We start from the raw sequence: 22447 nt of genomic DNA, 5'->3' as shown, positions 1-22447 counted from the left end.
ATACCAATAACAAAGAAAACAGCGTTTTAAGCTTGGCGGCGAAGCAACACTTTTTGGTACAGCTCCTGATAACGACTTGCCACCGCAGGCCAACTGAACTGGGCCAGCAATTCCCGAGAGTTCTCGACCAGATTACGGGCCATCACCGGATCCTTGCTGATTTTCTCAATCGCTTGGGCCAGTTCCTGGGCATCTTCCGGATGGCTGAGCAGCAAGGCGTGATAACCACCCTGCACATATTGGGCAAAGCCGCACCACGGCGCCGGACTTAGGACGACCGGCAAACCATAGGACATGGCTTCCAGCGGTGCCATGCCAAAGCTGTCATTCAGGGTGGGATGCACGTAAATATCGGCAGCACGATAAAAGGGTTCGACGTTCGAGGTCTCGCCTTGCAAGATGACACGATCCTGCATATTCAGAGACTGCAACTGTTGGCGCATCTGATCTCGCAGGCCAGGTTTTCCACCCACCACCAACAGGCGGTAATGAGATGGCAATTTCGCCAAGGCCTCCAGCACCGTACTCAAGCCTTTGCGCAGGGGATTGCGCGCCACCAGCAGACAGACGACCTGCTCCTTGGTGAAACCCAAGGACTCACGCACTTTGGTACGCTCTTCCCCTTGCAAATCGGCTTGCGGCAAGGCCACGCCAGGAGCGATAACCGGATAATCGTGCACGCTGCCATAGGCTTGCTGCAATTGTTCGGCAATCAAGCCTGAAACGGCGACAACGGCATGAGGACCGGGCCGCAAACGGCGTTTTTCCAGACCCAGATAGCCCCAGACACGCGGGCTGAAGTAGGAACCCAGCTTTTTAAGCCAGGGCAAGGGTCGCACCCGCCAGTTGAAACGCACGGGGGTGACATGAACCACTTCCACGTCCCCGCACCACCCGTTCATGTGCGAATGCACAATATCAAAACCTTGGGCCGTGGCCTTGGCCGCCTTGCGGGCGAACAGGATGCCGCGTATCCAGCCAGGCCAGTGCGACCAATGACGGATAGGCACGTAGGCCAGCTTCAAGTCGCAACGACTGTCATACTCACGCGCAAACACGGTAATTTCGTGCTTTTCGGCCAGTTCACGCATCAGCTCCACGCCATAGGCCTCGGCACCGCCAAAGCGGTTACCAAAACGATCGACCACAAAAGCAATGCGTAAACGCTCGGCAATCGCAGCAGGCGTGTCGTGGATTTGATCTGAATTCATGAGCGGGAAACCGTACGGCGCTTGTCTTCCAGGCGTGTCACGCACTTTTGCACAAAGCGCAAAATATTGGTGGAACGCGAGACCGTCACGCGGGGCAGATCAAACAAGTCATCGTCCGAACGCGCCAGGCCACGATTGGTGGTGGTGGCGTTCAGATACCCTGCCTGGCGCACTTGCTCACGGATAGCCTGATTCTGATCGCCATAGGGATAGCAGAAAGCGCTGACTTCAACTTGCAGCGCATCTTGCAGCTCTGCCTTGGATTGCGCGATCTGGTAATGGGCAATTTCCGAGGACACATCAGTCAGATGCACATGGTCCAAGGTGTGCGAACCGGCTTCATGACCGGCATTTACCCAGGCGCGCAGCTCGGGCAAGGACATCAGACCGGAATGCGGCACACCTTTGGGTTGATCCCAGAAGTTGGAGCCGTCCAGATGCCGCGCAACAATGTAATTAGTGGCGGTAAAGCCCAACTCATCCAGCACCGGCATGGCATTTTGAAACACGTTACGGTAGCCGTCATCAAAGCTGATTCCCACAACCTTGCCCTGCTTTTCACCGCGCAGGTACGGCATCAATTGCGCCATGGACAAACCTTGATAGCCCAAGCGCTTCAGCCACGTCATCTGGCGCCGAAAGTCAGTGGGATGCACGGTCAAGCCTCGATACGGCGAACCTTTGGGAGCAGGCACCCCGACCTGGTGGTACATAAGAATCGGAATCATAGGCGGCATTATAAGGGGCTAATCAGACTTCTGACGGGTGTAATACCACAGCTTACTATATCGAAACAAGCTGCCTGCGGCGGCCATACACGCCAGGATGAAGCCTTGCGGGCCGTCCAGAAAGCCGCGTCGAACAATATAGTGACGTACAAAGGTCCAACTGGCATGACCGGCGATACCCGGCAAGCTAGTGGTCTTGCCCTTGGCCTGCATTTGACGGGCGGCATCCGAGGAATAGCGGTTGATCTTGTCAATAAAGACTTCAAGGCTGGCGTAGGGGTAATGCAGGAAATGCCCATCCAGAATCAGGACAGGATGTTCAGTCTGCACACTTTCATGGACTTTGGCATCGTTAAAGCGAGCGGTACCGCGCTTGAACAGGCGCAACACCCGGTCCGGCCACCAGCCACTATGACGCATCCAGCGGCCAGCAAATTCAGACAGGCGGGCAATCCGGTAAGCCGTGCCACGCGGCTGGGCTATTTCCTGCTGAATCAGCTGTGCCAGCTCGGGGGTAACGCGCTCATCCGCATCAATGGACAGCACCCATTCGCCCGTGGCCTGATCAAGCGCCCGATTCTTCTGCGGCCCAAAGCCGGGCCAATCCGGGGTAACCGTGACTTTCGCGCCCAGGGAACGGGCAATTTCCACGGTCTGATCGGTACTGCCCGAGTCCACCACAATGATCTCGTCCGCAAAGGCCACCGACTCCAGGCAGGCACGAATATGCGCCTGCTCGTTTTTGGTAATCAGGATAACGGACAGGCGCTTGCCGGAGGCGCTTCGCTCTACTTCTGTCGTTGACGACGACGCCATGCTTTCCACCTGTTGAAAATCGGACCAATCACGGGATGTACCGCGACATTCAGCCTGCGCCCGACTGACACGCCAGTCGTATCACGCACGGCGAAGCGATAAATATGCAAAGGATCGCTGCCAGGCTGGTTGGAGCCAAAGGCACGCGTCGTGTACAGATAGCGGAAACCTGCCTGCTGGGCGACCTGCACGTAATCTGGATCAAAATAACCTTGAGGCCAGCACAACTGATCGGAGACCGTACCCATATTGGCTCTCAAGGTTGTACGCGACTGCTCCAGTTCCCAACGCATCTTGTCATTCTTTTGATCGCGCTGTTCGCTCAAATCCCAGCGAGTATGGGTATGGGTGTGGCTGTGGAACTCAAACACGCCATCAGCCTGCATGGCGTGGATTTCACTCCAGCGCAAAATCACCTCGTCACTACGACCTTGCTCGATACGCGCTTCACATTCACGATGATCCGGGCACTCGGGCACGTCCTGGCCCTGGCCCAAATAAGGACGCACAGGCCCCTCATTGATCCAGCTCGTCACCAGGAAAATCACGGCATTGAAGCCATATTTTTTCAGCAAAGGATAGGCGTAGACCCAGTTATCCAGGTAACCATCATCAAAGGTAATCAGCACCGATTTGGGCGGTACACCCTGCCCTTGCAGATGGCCTACAAACTGCTCGGTTGTCAGGCTGGTCCAGCCATGCTTTTTCAACCATTGCAAATGCTGCTCGAAATGCTCGGGACTGGCATTGATCATGCCCCCTTCCGGGGTGACATGGTGGTACATCATGACGGGCACCGTGCTTGCCACTTTCATCCCTGAAGCTCCTTTAACCAGCGGTAGTAAGCGCTTTCCAGCCGGTCACCCATGGCAACCGGGGTAAAGCGCTCGTCGCTACGACAAAACAGGCGGCCTGCGGCTCCCATGTCCTGACGCAGCTCAGTGCTTTGAATCATTTTTTCCAATGCGGCGCGCCACTGCTTAGGGTCATGCAAGTCCGCCAAAAAACCGCTGTGACCGTCCAACATCATCTCCGGCACTCCACCGACGCGGCTGCCCAGCACGGGAATGCCAGCACACCCCGCTTCTACAAATACGGTGCCCGAGGCTTCCATATGGGTCGCCAAGGCAAAAATATCCAGATTGGGCAGAATCGAGGGCACATCCGCACGAGCGCCCAGCATATGAATCCGCTCCTGTAATCCCAGCTCCACAATCAAGGCCTGCAATTGCTCGTAGCCCGGCGAGCCGCCCCCCACCAGCACCAAGTGCAATTGAGGATAGCGGTCAAACAAGGGATGCATAGCGGCAATCAGCTCACGATGGCCTTTCTCACGGCGCAACACGGCAACGCAGCCTACCAGCAAGGAGTCAGATGCCAAACCTAGCTCAGCGCGCAAATCCAGGGCGGGTGCCGAATCGATCACACTGGGGTCCACACAGGGGTAGACCACCTGGACATGCTCAGGCTTCACGCCGCGCTCGATCAGGTGATCGCGCACATAATCGCTGGGCGTGATCACTCGTTTGGGCACGATGGTGTAAGACATCAAGGAACCGACCTTCTTGGCCAGATGACGCGTGCGCACAATCAAAGGCGTCCCCGCCAAGCGTCCGGCCACGCCAGCCAGCATGGTGTCCCGGCGGCTATGGCTATTGAGCACATCAAACCGGCCTTGACGCAAGACCCGACGCAATTGGCGCACACCGCGCATGTAATTGGCCGGGCCATCCATCAAGAGGGTGTGGACCACAAAGCCCTCATCACGCAAACGCTCGGTAAGCTGGGCATGAGGCTGGCACGCGGCCTCCACCTGGTGCCCACGCTCACGCAAGATACGCATGGCACGCAGGATGTAATTCTCCTGACCGCCAAAGCTGGTGGCTGCTTCCGAGTGCAAAATGCGCAAGGGCTTCATCGGTAGCTGATCTCCACCTCGTGTGTGGCATCCCAGCCTTCCAACTGCTCCAGCAAGGAATCAGCCAGACGAACACGCCATTGCGGGCCTAGCTGCACCACACATTCGTAATCGGGGCGTTGCAACTGCACCTCTACCGGCACACCGCCCTGCTGCTCGGCTCGATGCGGCGCCAGCAAGGCTTGCAAACGCTGCGCGTCCGCATTGTTATTCAAAGCAATGCTCAAGCAACTGGCACGCGCTTCACGGGCCAACTGCAGATCAAAAATCGAATCGGCATTGATACGCAGACCGCCGGTGTAGTCGTCGTTGCTGACCTTGCCCTGAATGATGATCAACTGGTCTTCTTTCAGACGCTGGCGGTGCTCTTCAAACAGTTCATTGAAGATCGCCACTTCCAGTTGCGCCGAGCCGTCATCCAGCATGGCATACAGCATCTTGCCGCGACGGGTCATGCGTACCCGCACGGCTGACAGCACGCCAGCAAACCACTGCGGGCTGCGCGAGGCTTCCAGGCGTGCCAAGGGTGTCGGTGCGAAACGACGAACTTCATCCCGCCAGGCGTCAAACAAGTGGCCGCTAAAATAAAAACCCAGTGCCGTCTTTTCCTGACGCAAGCGATCTTGCAGGCTCCATGGGGCGACTTTCGCGACCTCGCCTTCCACGATATCGTTGGAGTCATCATCAAACAGCGAGGATTGATTCGCGCTACGCTCGGCCTGCTCAGCCGCTTCCGTGGCGGCACCAATACTGGCCAGCAAGGCGGCGCGGTTTTCGTCAATCGAATCAAAAGCACCGGCGCGTACCAAGGCTTCAATCGTGCGCTTGTTGACCTGATGACGGTCCACGCGACGGCAGAAATCAAACAGGCTGGTAAAAGGACCACCTTGCTTGCGAGCTTCCACAATCGCTTCAACGGCGGCCTGACCCGTCCCTTTCACAGCCCCCAGGCCGTAACGCATGGTACGCGGCGGCAAACCTTTTTCTGTATAGCTGTCCTTAACCGGCTCAAAGCGGTAATTGGACGCGTTGATATCGGGTGGCAAGACTTCCACACCGTTAGCCAGCGCGTCTTTCCAGAAAATCTGCACCTTGTCGGTATCGTCCATATCGGACAACAAGGTCGCGGCCAGAAACTCGGCCGGATGGTGAGCTTTCAACCAGGCCGTCTGATACGCAATTAGCGCGTAAGCAGCCGAGTGACTCTTGTTAAAGCCGTAACCCGCGAACTTTTCCATCAGGTCAAACAACTTCACCGCCAGCTCAGGGTCGTGACCTTTCTTGACCGCCCCTTCCTCGAACAAGACGCGATGCTTGGCCATTTCCTCGGGCTTTTTCTTGCCCATGGCACGACGCAGCAAGTCGGCACCACCCAGTGAGTAGCCACCGATAATCTGCGAGATCAGCATCACCTGTTCCTGGTAGACGATCACCCCGTAGGTGCTGCTCAGCGTGCTTTCCAGATCCGGATGGAAATAATCCACCTCAGCCCGACCGTGTTTCCGGTTCACGAAGTCCACCACCATGCCCGACTCCAGTGGCCCCGGACGATACAGGGCCAGCATGGCGATAATGTCTTCAAAGGTGGAGGGCCGTAGACTACGCAGCAGCTCCTTCATACCGCGCGATTCCAACTGGAACACGGCGGTGGTATTGCCTTCGCAAAGCAGTTTGTAGGAGGCGTCGTCATCCAATGGCAAGGCCATGATGTCGAACTCGCGCTTGTCGGCATTGAACTGGCGCACATAGCGCACGGCCCAGTCCAGAATGGTCAGGTTACGCAGGCCCAGAAAGTCGAACTTGACCAGACCGGCGGCCTCCACGTCGTCCTTGTCGTATTGCGACACGGCGTTGGCGTCGGGGCCGGACTGCGCGTACAGCGGGCAAAAATCAATCAGCTTGCCGGGCGCAATCAGAACCCCCCCGGCGTGCATGCCCACGCTACGAGTCAGGCCTTCCAAGGGGCGGGCCAGATCGATCAGGGCTTTGACTTCCTCGTCGTTCTCGTAACGCTCGCGAAAGGCAGGCTCATCGGCCAGCGCCCGTTCCAGCGTCCAGGGATCAGCAGGGTTGAAAGGAATCAGTTTGGACAAGCCATCGCACAGGCTGTAGGGCAGCTCCAGCACACGACCGACGTCACGCACCACGGCTTTCGCACCCAGGGTACCGAATGTGGCAATCTGGCTGACAGCCTGGCGGCCATACTTCTGTTTCACGTAATCAATCACGCGTTCGCGGTTGTCCTGGCAAAAGTCCACGTCAAAGTCAGGCATGGACACCCGCTCGGGGTTCAGGAAACGTTCAAACAGCAAGTCATAGCGCAAGGGGTCCAAGTCGGTAATCCCCATGCTGTAGGCCACCAACGACCCCGCCCCCGAGCCCCGGCCCGGTCCGACCGGCACACCATTGTGCTTGCCCCAGTTAATGAAGTCCGCCACGATCAGGAAGTAGCCGGGGAACCCCATGGAGATGATGGTGTTGCACTCCCACATCAAGCGCTCTTCGTAGGTCGGGCGTTGCTTCTCGCGCTCCTGGGGATCGGCATACAGCTGCGTCAAGCGGATTTCCAGACCGTCCTTGGCCTGCTGGATCAAAAAGTCGCCCAGCGACATGCCATCGGGTGTCGGGAAGTCGGGCAGATAAGGTTTGCCCAACTCCAGCTCCAGGTTGCAACGCTTGGCAATTTCCAGCGTGTTTTGCAGTGCAACAGGAACGTCCGCAAAACGCTGCTGCATTTCATCCGTGCTGAGAAAGTATTGCTCTGGCGTAAAACGCTTCACACGCTTGGGGTTGGCCAATTGCTCGCCTTCAGCAATACATACCCGCACCTCGTGCGCACGGAAATCGTCCCGTGCAATAAACTGAATCGGGTGCGTCGCCACCACCGGCAATTCCAGCTCTGCAGCCAAACGCATGGCGGCTTGTACATAAAGCTCATCGCCGTCCGCACCGCTGCGCTGCAGTTCAATATAAAAGGCACCGGGGAACAAGTCTTCCCAATGGCGGGCACAATCCCGGGCCAAGTCCAGATTGCCATCGGCCAGGGCATGGCCAATATCACCCATACGCCCGCCGGACAAGGCAATCAGGCCACTACACTCTTTCAACCAGGCGCGCTGTACCTCGGCACGTCCTTTGTACTGGTTGCCCAGCCAGGCACGGGTCAAGATGTCGCACAGGCTCAAATACCCTGCTTCGTTTTGCACCAGCAAAAGCAGGCGTGACGGTTTTTCGCGGTCTTCCTCGTTCTGCAGCCAAATATCACAACCCATGATGGCTTTCAGCCCGGCTTTACGCGCCGAGGTATAGAACTTGATCTGTCCAAACAAGTTGCACAAATCCGTCAACGCCAATGCAGGCTGCCCATAGGCCTGCGCTTTTTTGATCATTTCGGGAATACGGGCGATGCCGTCCACCACGGAGAACTCCGAGTGGGATCGCAAATGGACAAAGGAAGGGGTGGTTTCGCTCATGATGGAATTGTACTTAAGCCAATGGACATTGGTGGCCCTGAAGCGATGCTCAGGGTGAATAAGGGCAGGCAATATGTTTCGATTGGTTCACATCTGGCTGAACAACAAACGCACAATCACCCGCCCCCTACCGACCAATACCAAAACAACAAATAACCTAGCGCTGCAAGGCAGCCCAGGCTTTTTCCAGACGCTTGACCGAAACCGGCATGGGAGTTCGCAACTCTTGCGCAAACAAGGACACGCGCAACTCTTCCAGCATCCAGCGAAAGTCCCGCAAACCGCTATCGGTGGCGCCTTTGAGCGCCGCCACGGCACGCTGGTACTTCGTCAGCAAGACTGACATATCCTGCATCAAGCGTTGATCGCGGGCCGGATCGGCTCGCAGCTTGTCCACCCGGGTTTGTACGGCTTTCAGGTAGCGCGGCATATGAGCCAACTGCGCGTATTCATTGCTTTCCAGAAACATGGTGGGCATCAAGGCATTCAATTGCTGCTGTATGTCTTTCAAAGCCTCGGGGTGAGCTTTGATTTGCGCCAGTTTTTTCTGGGCGGCACTCCACTCATTCAGAATCTGACCGGCCAGACGCGCTACTTCCTGGGCCACCAGACCCAAGCGACTGCGACCTTCTTGTACGCGTGCCTCAAACTCGGCCTGGTTTTTCGGCCACGGCTCCATCATGCAGGACTGCTCCAGGGCCACATCAATAATCTGATCCCGCAATTGTTCCTGCGTACCCAGATTGATATACAGCATGCTGATGCGGGTCAGATCCGTAATGTTCTTTTCCAGAAAGCGCACTTGCTCGCGCAAGGCCAAACGGAACAAGCGACGCAAACCCAAACGGTGCTGACGCTGGGCCTGAGCCGGGTCGTCAAATACATCCAGATCGCAATGGGTTTTCTTGTCGATCAAGGCCGGGTAACCAATAAAGCTGCGACCTTTGCGCTTGATTTCCATCAGCTCGGGCAGTTCGCCAAAGCTCCAACTGGTCAGTTGCTCGTGATCCAGCACCTGCGCCACTTGCTCGTCGCTGGCAGCCATCTGCTGGAAGGACGCCTGCGCCTGACGGCCATGTTCGGCCTTGAGCTGGTCCAGATTACGGCCGCCCGACAACATGCGACCATGCTCGTCAATCACTCGGAAATTCATGAACAAGTGAGTCGCCAACGTTTCCGGCTTGAAATCGCTGCGCTGTGGTCTTTGTTTGACGTGCGCCCACATATCCTGAGAAATCGCATCCAGCAGGCTCATTCCGGGATCGGATGCTTTTTCAAACCAGCGCTGGTGAAAGGCGGCCGCGTAATCGGGCAAGGGCACACAATGACGGCGAATACGCTGTGGCAAGGATTTCAGCAAAGCCAGCACTTTTTCCTTCAACATGCCGGGCACCAGCCATTCGCAACGCGCGGCGTCGATCTGGTTCAAGGCGAACAAGGGGACACTCAAGGTCACCCCATCGCGCACCGAACCCGGCTCGAAGTGATAATCCAGCGCCATCTTCACGCCCTGCCATTCAACCGAGCGCGGAAACACCTCGGTGGTGATACCGGCTGCGTCGTGCTGCATCAGCTCGTCGCGGTTCAGCTCCAGGCCCTTAGCCTGTTCCTTGGACAAACCCTTGAACCATTTTTCCAATGTGGCAGTCTGGTACACGTCCTTGGGGATGCGCTGATCGTAAAAGGCGTAGATCAGTTCCTCGTCCACCAGAATGTCAGGACGACGCGATTGATGCTCCAAACGCTCTACCGCCTGAATTTGCTGACGGTTATGGCGCAGGAAAGGCAGGTTGGAATCAATCTCGCCCGGCACCAGAGCCTGACGCAAGAACAATTCACGGGCCTGCACCGGATCAATGCGGCCAAAGTGAATGCGACGGCCACTGTAAATCAGCAAACCGTACAAGGTCGCACGCTCATTGGCAACGACCTGACCGGCCTTTTTCTCCCAACGCGGGTCGCCCCAGGTTTTACGCAGCAAATGGGCGCCAACTTTTTCAATCCATTGCGGTTCGATACGCGCCACACAGCGGGCAAACAGGCGCGTGGTTTCCATCAGCTCGCCGGCCAGAATCCAGCGGCCTGCTTTCTTGACCAGCTTGGAACCGGGGTGAATCACAAAACGCAGCTCACGCGTGCCTTGATAGACGCCGGTTTCTTCGCTCTTGTAGCCAATATTGCCGATCAGCCCCGTCAGCAAGGCCAGATGCACCTGCTCATAAGTGGCAGCCGAGGGATTGGCGACCCAGCGCTGTTCCTGCACCAGGCTACGCAATTGAGTATGGACATCACGCCACTCCCGAATCCGCAAGGGTGACAGCAGGGCCTGTTTAACGCTATTGGCAAACTTGCGCTGCGAGCTTTGCTCCTGTGACAAGGCTTCCAGCCAGTTCCACAGCTTCACATAGGACAGAAACTCGGACTTGTCGTCATTGAAACGGGCATGGGCCTGATTGGCCGCTTCACGTTCATGGACAGGACGATCTCGCGGGTCTTGCACGGACATGGCCGAGGCCACGATCAGCATTTCCGTCAAACAATGATGTTCGTGACCGGCCAGAATCATGCGGGCCACACGCGGGTCCACCGGTAGCTTGGCCAGGGAACGGCCAACTTTGGTCAGGCGCTGCTGTTCATCCAGCGCGCCCAGCTCTTGCAAGATTTGATAGCCATCGGCAATGGCGCGGCCAGTCGGTGGCTCCACAAAGGGGAAGGTTTCCACATCGTCCAGATGCAGGGCCTTCATGCGCAGAATCACCGAGGCCAGCGAGGAGCGCAGAATCTCGGGATCGGTAAAGGGGGGGCGGCTCTTGAAGTCCTGCTCGTCATACAGACGAATACAGATACCGGGACCAATACGACCACAACGCCCTGCCCGTTGGCTGGCCGAGGCCTGGCTGATCGCTTCAATGCGCAACTGCTCGACCTTGTTGCGCCAGGAATAGCGCTTGATACGCGCCAGGCCGCTATCGACCACAAAGCGTATGCCAGGCACGGTCAAGGAAGTTTCGGCCACGTTGGTCGCCAGCACCACACGGCGCGCATTGCCTTTGGGGCGGAAAATACGTTCCTGATCCGCCTGCGACAGACGCGCAAACAAAGGCAGGATCACTGTATTGATGGGCTTTTCTTTTTCCAGTGCCTCGGTGGCTTCACGGATCTCGCGCTCGCCGGGCAAGAACACCAAAATATCGCCAGTGCCGTGCCGGGCGCATTCCTGCACCGCATCCACAATGCCTTGCATCAGATCCCGCTCTTCCTCGGAGGCAGAACGGCGTTCTTCGGCATCGACCAAGGACGGGTCCAGAATCGGGCGATACACAATATCCACGGGATACAGACGGCCCGACACTTCAATCACGGGCGCCCTCTTGCCCTTGTGGGCAAAGTGCTCCGCAAAACGCTCGGCATCAATGGTGGCCGAGGTGATGATCAGCTTTAAATCCGGACGCCGTGGCAGCAACTGCTTTAAAAAGCCCAGCAGAAAGTCAATGTTCAGACTGCGTTCATGGGCCTCGTCAATAATGATGGTGTCGTAGCGGCTTAACAAGGGATCGCGCTGGGACTCGGCCAGCAAGATCCCGTCCGTCATCAACTTGATGGCCGAACGCGGTCCGGTCTTGTCGTTGAAACGAATTTGATACCCTACCCAGTCACCAATCTCCGATTGCAGCTCCTGGGCAATACGCTTGGCAACCGATGTGGCCGCCAGACGGCGCGGCTGGGTATGACCAATAATCTTGCCCTGCAGGCCGCGCCCCAGCTCCAGGCAGATTTTAGGTAATTGGGTGGTTTTGCCCGAGCCGGTTTCACCACACACAATGACCACCTGATGGTCTTTGATTGCCTGGGCAATTTCGGCCCGTCGGGCGCTGACTGGCAGGTCATCAGGATAGGAAATTGTTGGTAAAGAGGGTGGATTTTCAGTCAATTCGTCGGACTCGTGCATGAAAGGTAGTTTCTGGTACAGACATCATTATAATTTTGGCTTGAAACCATTTGGACGCAAAGATCCCCCGCAATGAACACAGACATCCCCGACTCGTACAACGCCATCGAAACACCTGATCAGTCCCAGGCACAATTTGTGCGATGGTTCAGGGAAGTGGCGCCTTATGTACACGACTTTCGAGGCAAGACGTTCGTGGTGGCTTTTGGGGGCGAGCTCATCAACGATGGATTGCTCTACACCCTGATCCCGGACTTGTCGCTGCTGTCGGCGCTGGGCATCAAGCTGGTGCTGGTGCACGGTTCACGCCCCCAAGTCAATGAACAGCTACGCCTGAAAGGGGAAACCACGCAATTTGGCCGTGGTACCGAGCCGACCAGCGCCGTCGCTCTGGAATGCGCCAAAGAGGCCGCCGGTGAAATTCGCCTGGATATTGAAGCCGCATTCAGTCAGGGTTTGCCCAACACCCCCATGTCACATGCCCAGATTCGCATTATTTCGGGCAACTTTGTGACCGCGCGTCCTGTGGGTGTCATTGATGGCCTGGACTTCAAGCACTCTGGCTCGGTGCGCAAACTTGATGTGGACGCCATGCGCGTCATCCTGAATCAAGGTGCGCTTATTCTACTCTCTCCCTTGGGTTTTTCTCCAACCGGGGAGGCCTTTACCCTGGATATGGAAGATCTGGCAACCAGCACGGCCATCGCGCTGCGCGCTGAAAAACTGATTTTCCTGACACCGGAACATATTGGTCACTCCAATAATCTGGATATTGACTCGGAACTGGCCCGTGCCGATGCCGATGGCCTGCTGGCCTCGGGCAAACTCGATCAGGACTGCTCGACCTTTTTGCGCTATGCCTCGCAAGCAGTCAAACGCGGTATTGCCCGTGCACACCTGGTGCCCTACAAGCAGGACGGCAGCATTTTGCTGGAGATCTTCACCCACGATGGGGTGGGTACCATGGTGGTGGAAGATTCGCTGGACGATTTGCGCCCGGCCAATCTGGACGATGTGGGTGCAATTGTGCAACTGATCGAACCACTGGAAATTGACGGCACCCTAGTGCCCCGTGGTCGTTCTGTCATCGAGCGCGAAGTGGAGCAGTTCACGGTTCTGGAGCATGACGGCATTATTTACGGCTGCGTTGCCCTGATCCCCTACGAACAAGAAAGCATGGCCGAGATGGCCTGTCTCATCGTGCACCCCGAATGGCAAGGCTCGGGCGAAGGCGAAATCCTTTTGCGGCACACCGAGGCCAAGGCCCGTGCAGCCGGTTTCAAGCGCCTGTTCGTGCTGACCACGCGCACCTCTCACTGGTTTATCAAGCGTGGGTTTGTGCAAGGTGGCGTATCTGATCTGCCTAAAGGCAAACAGTCGCATTACAACCGATCGCGCAACAGCATGGTCTTTATTAAAAAGCTGTAAGCCGGTTTGACCGTCCTGCGCCCCTCAGTACAATACGCCCATCCACGCATTTGATTGAAAAGGAACACATATGGCACGCATGATTCACTGTGTGAAGCTGAAACAGGAAGCCGAGGGCCTGGAGTTTCCCCCCTACCCCGGCGAACTGGGCACCAAGATCTGGCACTCGATTTCCAAACAGGCCTGGGCCAACTGGATGGATGTGCAAACCCGTCTGGTGAACGAGAACCGCCTGAATCTGGCTGACGCCCGTGCCCGCACGTATTTGAAAGAACAAATGGAGCAGTATCTGTTTGAAGACAAGGATGTGGAAGCCGACGGCTTCACCGCCCCTTCCGCCTAGGGCCAGCCCCACTCGCTGACCACAGGCGACCGACCCCGGAGCATGACATCGTGCTCCGGGGTTTCTTTATTTCTGCTCCCGTTTCTTTGCCTTTCCCTGCCCAAGACGCAAACCATCCCCCCTTTCGCACGCCACCCATAACAGTAATTAAATGAAACACTGCGCGACAAGTCAGTTTCAGACTGGTTAAAAATCAAAAGAAATGGAAATTTTCTATAATTATGAATCGCCCTAAAGCACAAAATCACGGCTGGCCTTAATGTGCTTGCAGAGCACCCAAGCCAAGCATGGAGCGCAGCACAAACACAGGAATAATGCTGCAGGGAGCATGCCCTTCCCCAACGCTGCCGCCATGCCTTGGCACAGTCCTGCGCCAATTCAATACTGGCTCGCCTAGCCCGAGCCACACAGGCCCATCACGTGTCCATGTCTGAGCAACCAAGCTCGGCGCCTTGCGCCGGACCTGAACAGCACAGCCACTTACTGCTTTACCCACAGGAAAAGAAGTTCATGTGCCGCCTAGACCTCCCCGAGATTGCCCAGTACTCCACCCATTTGCGCCTGTGGCTGGTCAATCTGAGCTATCTGAAGGCTTTGTATGGGCCACAGTTCCATGCTTTCGTGTTGGACACGGTGCAGCAAAGGCTGCTGGATTGTGGGTTGAATACAGACGAGATCCTTATCCAGGGGGATTTTGTCCTGATTGCCCTCAAGCAACTGAGTAAGCAGAACCGCTTTGAACGCACCCACCCCAACGCACTGGCCCAATTGCTGGGCGCAGCCCTGGAGTGCGATCCCATCACTCAGGACGAGCACCGCATCTACTTGCATACACAGATGGCCTATCACTATGACAGCCGGCAGTACGATACGGATCTGCTCCACCCTCCAACGCCCAACCCCTGCTCTCACACCCATCCGGCCACGCTGGCGGCCTGGCACAAGGTCTGGGCCAAGACCTACCGGGACGACATGAGCCTGGCTGTGCGTATGCTGGATGATTTGCAAACCGGCATGTTGGTACTGGCTTTTCAGCCCCTCTTTCACCTAAGTGAGCACCACAAGAGCAAAGATTTTTATGAAGAGGCACTGATTCGCCACAGCAGCGGTACTGACTATTCCCTGCCCGAGGCAATTGCCGCCCTGGAGCGACTGGGACTGATCTCGCGGCTGGATCGCAGCGTCCTGGGCAGCGTGGTGAAACTGCTCAGCACGCAAACGACTCTGTGTCTGGGTGCCAACCTGTCCGCTGGTTCTTTGCAGGATGACTTGTGGTGGCAAGACTTGTTCAGCTATCTGGACAGCCGCCCGGATGTCGCCCAGCGCCTGATTCTGGAAGTAACTGAAACCGGCACTATTGCCCACAAACCCACCGCGCTGCGTCTGATTGCACAATTGCAGAATCTGGGCGTGCGCATTGCGCTGGACGATACCGGCTCAGGCAATAGTACGCTGGCCTTTCTGGCCCAGACCCACGCCGACATTATCAAAATTGATCGTTCTATTTTGCTGCGGGCACGCAGCCCCGGACAACCGGCCCACTTGCTGCGTAATCTGGTCAATGTCTGCGCCGATTACTGCCCCTATGTCGTGATTGAAGGGGTAGAGGACGAGACTGACCTTGAGTTGGTGCGCCAGTCTGGCGCACACGGCGTACAAGGCTATCTGCTTGCCCTGCCTACCCTGACGCCATCCTGGTGGGACTCACCCGCTTTGATCACAGTCCAAGATGCGGTGCTCGTTCGTACCCAGTTCTATCCCGGACACGTTCCCCAGGGCTACGGCTTTGGTTTCTGAAACATCGCCGTCCCGCTAAAAACCGGCTGCTTTTCACGGCGCTGAAAACCAACAAGCCTTGCATGAAACCATGCAAGGCTTGAAGCAAGAAGGCCGGGATCAGAATCAGGCTTTGTCTTCAGACTCTGGCTCGGGCAAAGGCTCGCCGCGCGCCGTGCGCTCGGTATTTTTCACACCAGTGTGACGCACATCGTCACCGCGCACCATGTAGATTACACGTTCAGCCATGTTCTTGGCGTGGTCACCAATGCGCTCCAGCGCACGAGCAATAAAGATCAGGTCAATAGAGTGCGAGATCGTACGTGGGTCTTCAATCATGTACGTGATGATGTGACGCAGCGAACCCTTCCACTCACGATCCACTTCCTTGTCACTGCGTACAATCTGTGCCGCGTGCACGGCATCCTGACGGGCAAAGGCGTCCAGCACGTCGTTGATCATGCCAGCCACCGAGGAGCTCATGTGACGCAGTTCGACCACCGGCTCATAGCCTGCGGTACCTTCGTGCAAACGGCGCGCCATCTTGGCGATGCGCTCGGCCTCGTCCCCACAGCGTTCCATGTCGGTCAGCATTTTGGAGATGGACAACAACATGCGCAAGTCAATGGCGGTGGGCTGATTACGGGCGATCAAGTTGGTGATGCGCTCGTCAATCTCCACCTCCAGGCGGTTGATTTCTTTTTCACGCTCGCGAACCTGGTCAACCAGCGACATATCCCCGGTTTGCAGGGCTTCGGTCGCACTGCGAACCATAGATTCAACAATACCGCCCATCTGCAAGAACAGCGAACGGGTGGCCTCCAGATCGGAGTGAAACTGCTTATTGGTATGTTCGTTCATAGTGGCCTTCTTTAACAGCAAAATGGCTCGCGCCAGCGCTTAATCCGTATATAGATTAAGCACCGATTATGACAGAGACATTAAATTTCAGAAACCGTCGCCAGACAGGGTACGCACACCTTGTTGACCGGCAATCAAGGCCACGCTGGCCGGGGCAATAGCGAACAGACCGCAACATACCACACCGGGCATATTGTTGATGCGCGCTTCCAAAGCGGCCGGGTCTTCAATGGACAAGCCGGACACGTCCAGAATCAGGCCGCCATTATCGGTGACAAAGCCCGCACGCTCGACGGGATTACCGCCCAGGGCACGCAACTGACGGGCGACCGCATTTTTGGCCATGGGGATGACTTCCACCGGCAAGGGAAACGCACCCAGCCGATCCACCAATTTAGAGTCGTCCACAATACACAAAAACTTGTCCGAGACTGACGCCACAATTTTCTCGCGAGTCAGTGCGCCACCACCACCTTTGGTCATGTTCAGGGCAGCGTCGATTTCGTCAGCACCATCGACATACCAGTCCATGCGTTCGATGGTGTTTAAGTCTTGCACGTCAATACCCAGACTTTGCAGGCGAGTGGTCGAACGCTCCGAGCTGGAAGCTGCAGCCTTGAAGGCATGCTTGTGCGCCGCCAGGGCATCAATAAACAGATCAACCGTGGAACCCGTACCCACACCCAGAATCGAATCAGGAGTCAGGAAAGGAAGGACGTATTCAACGGCGGCCTGAGCCACCTGTTGTTTGAGTTCGGACTGTGTGTACATGGCAGATATAAAAATCGGGGGGCTGGGCCCCCCTTTGGTTTACTTGAGAAAACGAGCAGCAAATTTGCCTTCGTTAAAGCCCACGCTAACTTCACCCTCGGGCGTAATCAGCAAGGGACGGCGTACCAGGGCAGGAAACTCGGCAATCAAGGCCAGCCATTGGGCATCGTCCTGCGGTTCTTTACGTTCCGCCGGCAGATTACGCCAGGTCATGGAAGCGCGGTTGACCAGTTTGGGCCAACCGCCCAGCTCCTGCGCCCATTGTTGCAAACGGGCCGCTTCCAAGGGATGTTCGCGGTAATCCACAAAGGTCAACGACAGACCATTTTGCTCAAACCAGGCCATCGCCTTTTGGCAGGTGCTGCAGTTTTTCAAACCATACATCGTGAACACGGCAAGACTCCTTATCAATCAGGCGCGACGCTCGCGGCGTACCTGCAAGCGATTGGCGACGATCACAAAAATACCGATCACCAAAATCAGCAGGGTTGCCAGGGCGTTGATCTCGGGCTTGAGCCCCAGACGGACACGCGAAAAAACTTCCACCGGCAAGGTGGTAAAACCCGGGCCAGACAGGAAAGAGGCAATCACCACATCGTCCAGCGACAAGGTAAAAGCCAGCAACCAGGCCGCCATCAAGGACGGCACGATCGAAGGCAACACAACCTGGAAAAACGCTCGTAAGGGAGTCGCCCCCAGATCCAGCGCCGCCTCTTCCTGTGAACGGTCCAGCTCACGCATGCGCGATTGCAGAATTACAGTGGCATAGGCGGTACACAGCACCACGTGCCCGATCCAGATCGTGAAAATACCGTTCTGTTCCGGCCAGCCAAACAAGGAGTTCAGCTCCACAAACATGAGCAGCAAGGAAATGCCCAATACAACTTCCGGGATGACCAACGGTGCGCTGACCAAGCCGATATACAGCGCAAACCCCTTGAAGCGGCCCATACGAGCCAGCACATAGGCAGCCCAGGTGCCCAAAATCGTGGCCATGGTGGCCGTCAACACAGCAATCAGAAAAGACAGCTTGGCAGCACTGAGCAAGGCCCTGTCCTGAAATAGGGATTCGTACCAGCGCAAAGAAAAGCCCGACCAAGACGTCATGATGGCCGATTCATTAAATGAAAAGACAATCAGGAACAGAATCGGTATGTACAAAAAGCCAAAGCCCAGTGTCAGAACCAGGGCACGCAACCAGGGATTAGGCTTGGTCATCAGCGGCCTCCCCGTTGCGTTTGCATTTGCCGCATCTGGCTGTACTGGAAAAAGATCAAAGGAATGATCAACAGCAGGACCATCACGCAGGTCACGGCAGCGGCCATGGGCCAGTCTGCATTATTGAAGAACTCGGTCCACATGACGCGGCCCATCATCAAGGTATCGGCACCACCCAGCATTTCCGGAATCACGTACTCGCCCACTGCCGGGATGAACACCAGCATGGCACCAGCAATCACGCCGGACATGGACATGGGCAAAGTGATGTGCCAGAACGCCGACCAGGGACGGGCGCCCAGATCATAAGCCGCTTCCAGCATGCGCATATCCAATTTGACCAGATTCGCATACAAGGGCAGGATGAAAAACGGCAGATAAGCGTAGATCAAACCAATATAAACAGCCAGGTCGGTGCGGTAAATTTCCAAAGGCGCATCAATAATGCCTATCCACAGCAAGACCTGATTGAGCAGGCCATCGCCGCGCAAAATGCCTACCCAGGCATAGACGCGCAGCAGCATGGAGGTCCAGAATGGCAAAATCACCGCCAGCAAGAGCAGGCTACGCACAGCCGGTGCAGAGCGCGCAATGTAGTAGGCCACCGGGTAGCCGATCAAAATACAAAAGATCGTGGTGACAGCGGCCATCTTCAGGGAACTGACGTAGGTCGCCAAATACAGATTGTCGCTGAACAGCAGAATATAGCCGCGCAGGTTCAGGACAAAGGAAATGCTTTCCTCGGCAAACTGGGCCAAGGGCGTATACGGTGGCACCCCGAAATCAAGATCGGCAAAACTGATCTTGAGCACGAGCAAAAACGGCACCAGCAGAAACAGAATCATCCACAAGAATGTGGGCGCGACCACCAGCGTGCGACTGGTGGGCAGCAGTTTGCGCCAGGACAGGTTCTTCATGTGCTCAGTACCGTTGCGCTATCGTCGGACCAGGACACGTAGACCTCTTCATCCACACCCGGAGCATCAGGTTGAGCCAAGGTGCCGCTAGGCATTTGCGCTTCGATCAACATGCCGGCATCCAGACGAATCTGATAGCGGGTGTAACTGCCCATCCAGGATACGTGGGTCACAATGCCGTGGCCCCAGTTGGTATCCTCCGAGGGCAATTCGCGGCCCACCTTGATCTGCTCGGGGCGAACGGACACGTAAACATCCATGCCCAGCGGTTCGCTGATCCCGTGGCTGACATACAAGGGCCGGTTCAGCTCCTCACATTCAATGTGAACATGATCCGGCTCGTCCACCGTCACCACGCCAGTGAACAAATTGGTAGAGCCGATAAAACCCGCCACAAACCGCGAATTCGGAAAGGAGTACACATCGTAAGGCGTACCAGACTGAATGATCTGCCCGTCGGACATCACCGCCAGCCGGTTGGCCATCGTCATGGCCTCTTCCTGATCGTGAGTGACCATAATGCAGGTCACCCCCACGCGCTCCAGAATCTTGACCAGCTCGATCTGCGTTTTCTGACGAATCTGCTTATCCAGAGCCGACATGGGCTCGTCCAGCAAAAGCAGTTTGGGGCGTTTGACCAGGCTACGTGCCAGGGCTACACGCTGTTGTTGCCCACCCGACAACTGATTGGGTTTGCGGCGCGAAAAGCCCGCCATCTGCACCAGGTCCAGCGCCTCGAACACGCGCTCGTGGATCTCATTGCGGGGCACCCCCTCTTGCTTTAGACCAAACGCCACATTGGCCTCGACCGACATGTGCGGAAACAGGGCGTAAGACTGGAACATCATATTGACTGGCCGCCGATAAGGCGGCAGGTCAGTAATGTCCTCGTTGTCCAAGTAAATCCGACCGGAAGTCGGCTCCTCAAACCCTGCCAGCATGCGCAGCAAGGTGGACTTGCCACTGCCCGAACTGCCCAGCAGCGCAAAAATCTCGTGACGAGCCACGTCCAGACTTACCGACTGGACGGCCACCGTGTCGCCGAAAATCTTGACGACTTCGTCCACACGCACAAAAGCATCCTCGCCATCCATCCAGGGCGAGGTTCCGGTACGGATATCTTGCATGATGCCTAGCGTCCAGACTTGAGTTCAGCCCACAGGCGCGTTTGCAGGCGCTGCACTTTCAATGGCTGAGGTTTGATCACGAATAAGGTCTTGGAGACTTCAGACGAGGGGTAAATCATGGGGTTGTCGGCCACTTCCTTGACCACGAACTTGCGCGCCTCTTTATTGGCGTTCGGGTAGAACATGGTGTTGGTAATGGCGGCATGAACCTCTGGTGTTTCAATGTAATTGATAAAGGCGTGGGCCTCTTTCACATTGTTCGCGCCCTTGGGAATAGCCATGGTGTCGAACCAGATCGGTGCCCCACCTTGCGGAATGTAGTAGTCGATGGCATACGGTTTTTTCGCCTGACGCGCACGGTCAGCCGAAATCATCACATCGCCCGAGAAACCGTAGACCATGCACAGATCACCCGCAGCCAGTTCGTCGATATATCCCGAGGAGCTGAACTGACGCACGTAAGGACGAATGGTCTTGAGCAGATCCAAGGCCTCGCGGTAGTCCGCTTCGTTGCTGCTGTTGGGGTCTTTGCCAATGTAGTGCAGCACGGCGGGAAATACTTGGGCGGCTTCGTCCAGGATGGAAATGCCACAGCCTTTCAGCTTCTCGGCATTTTCCGGTTTGAACAGCATGTCCCAGTTGCCCAGGTCCACCTGTTCACCCATGATTTCTTTGACTTTGGTGACGTTGTAACCCAAGCCATTGGTGCCGTAGCCCCACGGGATCAGATACTCGTTGCCAGGGTCCACATCCGAGAGCAAGGCCATGATGTCCGGGTCCAGATTGGACCAATTGGGGATCTGGCTTTTATCCAGCTTCTGGAACAAACCACCTTCGATCTGACGCGCAGCATAATGCGTGGAAGGAACCACCACGTCGTACCCTGATTTGCCCGTCAACAACTTGGCTTGCAAGGTGTCGTTATTATCGTAAACGTCATAACGCACGGTAATGCCTGTGGCTTCCTGAAAGCCAGACAAGGTATCGGGGGCCGTGTACTCAGCCCAGTTATAAACGTTAACAACCTGATTTTGTGCCTGTGCAACAGGCATGATGGCAGCAGCGGCCAGCAGGCCGGCGAGTACCTGTGGTGTGTTCATCCCAAAAGACATCACGAGTCCCCTTCCTATCGAAAGCGAAAAACCCAAAAGGCGAGATGATAAAGCTTTTTTAAAGCCCGTAGTCGTAATTAACGCTGCGTTTGGTGACGGTAAGCAGAAAACATCTGCTGCCACCACCTATCGCCACGCGGCCCACACACTTTGAGCAAAGATCGCCTGAGACGGTGCACATTACCCAGCGCCTGGGCGGGGCTGACAGGCCCCCGTCGTGCACGGTCAAAATCGATCAGCCAGACTTTGTCATTCGCATCCAGCAAAATATTGTAGGCGTTCAGGTCAGCATGCCAAACCTCGAATTGGTGCATGCGGACAATCTCGCGCGCCACTAGCTCAGGGCAGGCGCGATCCAGACACAAAGTCAAAGGCTGCACATCGGGCACCCGCCGGCTTATCAGGGCCGCACGGTACCAAAAACCCTGTCGCCACCACGCCCCTGCCAGCACCTCGGGAACAGCCAAACCCTTGTTGTGCAAATAAGACATCACTTGAAACTCTCGCCAACTGCGGGTATTGGATGCACCTTGCCAGAGATAGGCGGAATCATTGAAGCGAGCCACCAGACCACCACGACGATAATGACGTAATACGGCCTGACCAAAAGGGCCATTCACAAACCAGGCAGCCTGACGGCCGCCCTGCCCGACTTTGCTGGCCTGATCGCCATAGGAGGCCGCCTCGAACCAGCGTTGCAAGGCCGCCGGTTCCAGATCCAGTTGATTGGCCAACGCCGGCGCCAACAAGGCACCGCCACCGGGCAAAGCATAGACAGTTTCGGAATGGGTGCTCACAG

Annotated in this window: 18 protein-coding genes; 3 read left to right on the top strand and 15 right to left on the bottom strand. The window is 56.4% G+C overall.

Translation table 11 applies throughout. The features are described 5' to 3' along the window. Positions 1 to 26 precede the first annotated feature (26 nt). The 7 genes from AC6I6N_RS12905 to hrpA all read right to left on the bottom strand — a co-directional run bounded on the left by AC6I6N_RS12905 (position 27) and on the right by hrpA (position 12095). Positions 27 to 1211 carry a glycosyltransferase family 4 protein gene (locus AC6I6N_RS12905; protein ID WP_094196040.1) on the bottom strand — a complete coding sequence of 395 codons (1185 nt, stop codon included), beginning with the start codon at positions 1209 to 1211 and terminating at the stop codon, positions 27 to 29. Next, entirely contained in the window at positions 1208 to 1924 is a 717-nt protein-coding gene (locus AC6I6N_RS12900) for a polysaccharide deacetylase family protein (protein WP_094196039.1), read from the bottom strand. Before AC6I6N_RS12900 ends, AC6I6N_RS12905 begins: the two co-directional genes overlap by 4 nt. Positions 1925 to 1957: 33 nt before the next feature. Then, entirely contained in the window at positions 1958 to 2755 is a 798-nt protein-coding gene (locus AC6I6N_RS12895) for a glycosyltransferase family 2 protein (RefSeq protein WP_108727883.1), read from the bottom strand. Beyond that, the gene (locus AC6I6N_RS12890; RefSeq protein WP_264672590.1) at positions 2728 to 3570 is read right to left on the bottom strand and encodes a polysaccharide deacetylase family protein; all 843 of its coding nucleotides are present in this window, start codon (positions 3568 to 3570) and stop codon (positions 2728 to 2730) included. The genes AC6I6N_RS12895 and AC6I6N_RS12890 overlap by 28 nt, the downstream gene beginning before the upstream one ends. Further along, on the bottom strand, positions 3567 to 4673 hold the full coding sequence (locus tag AC6I6N_RS12885) for a glycosyltransferase family 4 protein (protein ID WP_094196036.1): 1107 nt from the start codon (positions 4671 to 4673) through the stop codon (positions 3567 to 3569). Before AC6I6N_RS12885 ends, AC6I6N_RS12890 begins: the two co-directional genes overlap by 4 nt. After that, positions 4670 to 8146: a DNA polymerase III subunit alpha gene (gene dnaE / locus AC6I6N_RS12880; protein ID WP_108727885.1), complete on the bottom strand. Its 3477-nt coding sequence runs from the start codon at positions 8144 to 8146 to the stop codon at positions 4670 to 4672. Before dnaE ends, AC6I6N_RS12885 begins: the two co-directional genes overlap by 4 nt. A gap of 157 nt (positions 8147 to 8303) precedes the next feature. Then, the gene (gene hrpA / locus AC6I6N_RS12875; RefSeq protein WP_249461522.1) at positions 8304 to 12095 is read right to left on the bottom strand and encodes an ATP-dependent RNA helicase HrpA; all 3792 of its coding nucleotides are present in this window, start codon (positions 12093 to 12095) and stop codon (positions 8304 to 8306) included. Positions 12096 to 12167: 72 nt separating this feature from the next. Between hrpA and argA the strand changes: the two genes are divergently transcribed. The 3 genes from argA (at position 12168) to AC6I6N_RS12860 (ending at position 15663) form a co-directional block, all read left to right on the top strand. Next, a complete protein-coding gene (gene argA, locus AC6I6N_RS12870) occupies positions 12168 to 13523 on the top strand; it encodes an amino-acid N-acetyltransferase (RefSeq protein WP_094196033.1) in 1356 nt (451 codons plus the stop codon). 70 nt (positions 13524 to 13593) lie between these two features. Further along, complete coding sequence (locus AC6I6N_RS12865) at positions 13594 to 13866, top strand: oxidative damage protection protein (protein ID WP_009461661.1); 273 nt, start codon at positions 13594 to 13596, stop codon at positions 13864 to 13866. Between the two features lie 510 nt (positions 13867 to 14376). Then, positions 14377 to 15663 carry an EAL domain-containing protein gene (locus AC6I6N_RS12860; protein ID WP_094196032.1) on the top strand — a complete coding sequence of 429 codons (1287 nt, stop codon included), beginning with the start codon at positions 14377 to 14379 and terminating at the stop codon, positions 15661 to 15663. 105 nt (positions 15664 to 15768) lie between these two features. Here AC6I6N_RS12860 and phoU read toward each other — a convergent pair whose 3' ends face one another. The 8 genes from phoU to AC6I6N_RS12820 all read right to left on the bottom strand — a co-directional run bounded on the left by phoU (position 15769) and on the right by AC6I6N_RS12820 (position 22445). Continuing rightward, positions 15769 to 16503 carry a phosphate signaling complex protein PhoU gene (gene phoU, locus AC6I6N_RS12855; protein WP_009461659.1) on the bottom strand — a complete coding sequence of 245 codons (735 nt, stop codon included), beginning with the start codon at positions 16501 to 16503 and terminating at the stop codon, positions 15769 to 15771. Positions 16504 to 16590: 87 nt separating this feature from the next. Then, positions 16591 to 17274 (bottom strand): ribose-5-phosphate isomerase RpiA, encoded by a 684-nt coding sequence (rpiA, locus tag AC6I6N_RS12850; protein ID WP_249461516.1) that lies wholly within the window; start codon positions 17272 to 17274, stop codon positions 16591 to 16593. Positions 17275 to 17313: 39 nt separating this feature from the next. After that, complete coding sequence (locus tag AC6I6N_RS12845; protein WP_094196030.1) at positions 17314 to 17658, bottom strand: Spx/MgsR family RNA polymerase-binding regulatory protein; 345 nt, start codon at positions 17656 to 17658, stop codon at positions 17314 to 17316. 27 nt (positions 17659 to 17685) lie between these two features. Beyond that, on the bottom strand, positions 17686 to 18492 hold the full coding sequence (locus AC6I6N_RS12840) for an ABC transporter permease subunit (RefSeq protein ID WP_094196029.1): 807 nt from the start codon (positions 18490 to 18492) through the stop codon (positions 17686 to 17688). Beyond that, positions 18492 to 19409 carry an ABC transporter permease subunit gene (locus tag AC6I6N_RS12835; RefSeq protein ID WP_094196028.1) on the bottom strand — a complete coding sequence of 306 codons (918 nt, stop codon included), beginning with the start codon at positions 19407 to 19409 and terminating at the stop codon, positions 18492 to 18494. The genes AC6I6N_RS12840 and AC6I6N_RS12835 overlap by 1 nt, the downstream gene beginning before the upstream one ends. Beyond that, positions 19406 to 20536 (bottom strand): ABC transporter ATP-binding protein, encoded by a 1131-nt coding sequence (locus tag AC6I6N_RS12830; protein WP_094196027.1) that lies wholly within the window; start codon positions 20534 to 20536, stop codon positions 19406 to 19408. The genes AC6I6N_RS12835 and AC6I6N_RS12830 overlap by 4 nt, the downstream gene beginning before the upstream one ends. Positions 20537 to 20541: 5 nt before the next feature. Then, positions 20542 to 21636, bottom strand: coding sequence for a polyamine ABC transporter substrate-binding protein (locus tag AC6I6N_RS12825; protein ID WP_395014077.1), 1095 nt, complete (start codon positions 21634 to 21636; stop codon positions 20542 to 20544). A gap of 89 nt (positions 21637 to 21725) precedes the next feature. Continuing rightward, the gene (locus AC6I6N_RS12820) at positions 21726 to 22445 is read right to left on the bottom strand and encodes a 3-deoxy-D-manno-octulosonic acid kinase (RefSeq protein ID WP_395029501.1); all 720 of its coding nucleotides are present in this window, start codon (positions 22443 to 22445) and stop codon (positions 21726 to 21728) included. Positions 22446 to 22447: the final 2 nt, after the last annotated feature.

The sequence above is a fragment of the Alcaligenes sp. LTN-3 genome (assembly GCF_059735605.1).
The sequence above is the reverse complement of the archived record's forward strand: the minus strand, read 5'-3'. Positions and strand labels throughout refer to the sequence as shown.